The sequence below is a fragment of the Butyrivibrio sp. genome, assembly GCF_017940685.1.
Lineage (GTDB): Bacteria > Bacillota > Clostridia > Lachnospirales > Lachnospiraceae > Butyrivibrio.
The window spans coordinates 1-2,680 of record NZ_JAGAYD010000077.1; the positions used below are offsets into that span (position 1 = coordinate 1).

The window sequence follows — 2,680 nt, forward strand, 5'->3', positions numbered from 1 at the left end:
AGTATATGTAGCAGAAGTAACAGATGGCGGTGGCGCTCAGAATGCAGGAATTGCAAAGGGTGATGTTATCGTTGAGTTTGATGGCCAGGAGATCACATCCATGGATGATCTTCAGACAAGGCTTCAGTACTATGCTGCAGGCACGACAGTTTCTGTTAAGGTCATGAGACCAAGCGGACAGGAATATGTTGAACAGGAGTTTACAGTAACTCTTGGACATGCAGCTACTACGCAGGGTGCAGACTCTAATGCCGGCGAACAAGGCGGCCAGGGACAGTACGATGGATCTCAGCAGCCAGCTATGCCAGGATCAAAGGGTGGAAATGGTCAGCAGTCAGGACAAGGTGAAGGCGGCGGACACTGATCATAGCAGTATATAGTTAATATTAGCCACGATTTTCTCAGGAGAATCGTGGCTTTATTGCGCCCTAAAAGCCGTAACCCCTTGTTTGTCATAGGGGGTTGGTGGTAAAATTTTAATAGATTGATACAAGTTTGGAGGAACAGTATGGGAATAAATAGTATTGATGCTGAGGACGATCAGTTTGCATATCGCTATGATACACAGCTTCTTATAGACAGACGTGACAAGGACCTTGATGAGGACGAGATCGCGGATTACATCACAGAGAACTTTGAAGGCAATTCACTTATTGCCGCTGGTGATGAGGACCTTGTTAAGATCCACTTCCACACCAATGAACCATGGAAAGTTCTTGAGTATTGCAATAGCGTTGGTGAGATTTATGACATCGTAGTAGAGGATATGATCAGACAGTCCGCAGGACTTCAGGGGTGAGACGGAGGATAATCCTATGGGATTATTTCGAAAACTTCATGCGCTTATAATAAAAGAATCTCCGTTTGAAGATGAAGCAAATGGTCTTCTTTTTTTGATGAGAACTGTGCTTATTATCTGGATGCCATTCTATTTTATTATGGGACTCTATTCCCTGATGAGTGGACTTGGAGTTAAGCCTTTTTTGATCTTTTTTGCAGGACTTTTGATATATGGTGGAATTTTTGTTGAAACTTATACCAGAAGATCCCAGCGATGTCTTTATTATCTATTAGTCAGTGCCACATTCATTACAGGATTTTTGACAATTGTTTTTGGCTGGCGTGCATCTTTTCAGAATTTTGTTTATATCTGTTTTCTTATTGTGTGGTATGATCCCACCACAGGCTCCAGGAGAAAAGCCATTTCAAGTATTTTTATGGCTGGGTCCATGTGCGTGATTTCTTACTTTACACCATTTGGACAGACGGTCCTTACGCCTGGAACAGCACCACATTTCATTGTTGTATATTCCAACATTATTTTGTTTTCAATTTGCCTGTCTATAGTTGCATATTATTTCTGCAATCAGTATATCGAATCAGAGCACAAACTAAGAGAGTATAACTCAAGGCTCAAGCAGATTGCAGAGACAGATCCTTTAACTGGACTTATGAACAGGAGATCTGCAGAGCAGGAGATCAGAGTTGTTGTAAAAGAGAGTACACGGCTTAAGTACATGTTCTGCCTCGCCATTGGAGATATTGATTTCTTTAAAAATGTCAATGATACTTACGGACATGAAGCCGGCGATTTTATACTGCAGTCCCTTGCAGAGGAGTTCAAAAACTTTATGAAAGCCAGAGGCTTTGTGGCAAGATGGGGCGGAGAAGAGTTTTTGTTTGTTCTTCCAAGGATGAATGGAGACGAGGCCATGGCGGTTCTTGATGAGCTTAGACTTATCGTCAAGAAAAGAGAGTATGTTTACAAGGAGCATACCATCAAACTGACAATGACCTTTGGAATAGAGGAATTCAGCAAGATTTCTGGCGTTGAAAAGACAATAGAAGAGGCTGATAAGAAACTCTATCTTGGCAAACAGAATGGAAGAGACCAGGTTGTATTTTAAAAAGGAGGCACTATGGAGAACAAGATGAGACTAGTTGGAAGAGATATGTCGATCAAGATGGGCATTACCATGAGCTTATGCCTTTCACTTATTGGAACGTTAACGTCAGGTCACTTTACTATCCCTGGGTTTCTGATAAGCTTTGTTGTCAGTACCATCATAAGTTTGATCATTGGATTTGTGATTCCCATGGGAAAGGTAGGAAGCGCCGTCCTTAATAAGGCTGGCCTTATAAGAGGAACACTTCCTGCAAGATGTCTTGAGAGCTTCGTTTCAGATCTTATCTATACTCCCCTTATGACATTTGTGATGGTGTTTTTGGCCTATCAGATGGCCATGAAGCAGAGCGGAGGAATGGCAGGACTTAATTTTGGAAAGATGTTTTTAGGGTCCCTCATCATATGCTTTATTGCAGGCTTTGTTATCATTTTTATTGTTCAGCCAATCTTTATGAGACAGACCATGAAGAAATATGGCAAGGCAGAGCCAGAGGATTGATCTGAAAGGGTAGGGAGATTTTTATGAACGAGATGACAAAAAAGAGAAATGAGCTGTGGGCCCAGACAATAATAAAGGGCCTTGAGTCCAGGAATATGACAGGCTACTATGCTGCAACCAAAGAGGAGGCGCTTAAAAAAGCTCTGGAGCTTATTCCTGAAGGGAGTTCAGTTACTATGGGCGGAGCTATGAGTGCCCACGAGATAGGTCTTGTTGAGGCTGTAAAAAATGGCAACTACAACTTCATAGACAGAGATGCTATGGAGGATAAGAGA

At 42.1% G+C, this 2,680-nt stretch carries 5 protein-coding genes; all 5 read left to right on the top strand.

The annotated features are described in order from the left end of the window. On the top strand, positions 1-364 hold a 364-nt coding region (locus J6I68_RS05375; RefSeq protein ID WP_292218197.1), incomplete at its 5' end, for a PDZ domain-containing protein. 144 nt (positions 365-508) lie between these two features. Then, positions 509-799, top strand: coding sequence for a hypothetical protein (locus J6I68_RS05380; protein WP_292218199.1), 291 nt, complete (start codon positions 509-511; stop codon positions 797-799). A 16-nt stretch (positions 800-815) separates the two neighbouring features. After that, entirely contained in the window at positions 816-1,907 is a 1,092-nt protein-coding gene (locus J6I68_RS05385; RefSeq protein WP_292218200.1) for a GGDEF domain-containing protein, read from the top strand. Positions 1,908-1,919: 12 nt separating this feature from the next. Next, positions 1,920-2,405 (top strand): hypothetical protein, encoded by a 486-nt coding sequence (locus tag J6I68_RS05390; RefSeq protein WP_292218201.1) that lies wholly within the window; start codon positions 1,920-1,922, stop codon positions 2,403-2,405. A gap of 23 nt (positions 2,406-2,428) precedes the next feature. Beyond that, positions 2,429-2,680 (top strand): LUD domain-containing protein (locus J6I68_RS05395; protein WP_292218202.1); only part of this gene is annotated, 252 nt, incomplete at its 3' end.

Coding starts and splice junctions, on each gene's coding strand:
- J6I68_RS05380 (WP_292218199.1), top strand. CDS start 509: ATGGGAATAAATAGTATTGATGCTGAGGACGATCAGTTTGCATATCGC.
- J6I68_RS05385 (WP_292218200.1), top strand. CDS start 816: ATGGGATTATTTCGAAAACTTCATGCGCTTATAATAAAAGAATCTCCG.
- J6I68_RS05390 (WP_292218201.1), top strand. CDS start 1,920: ATGGAGAACAAGATGAGACTAGTTGGAAGAGATATGTCGATCAAGATG.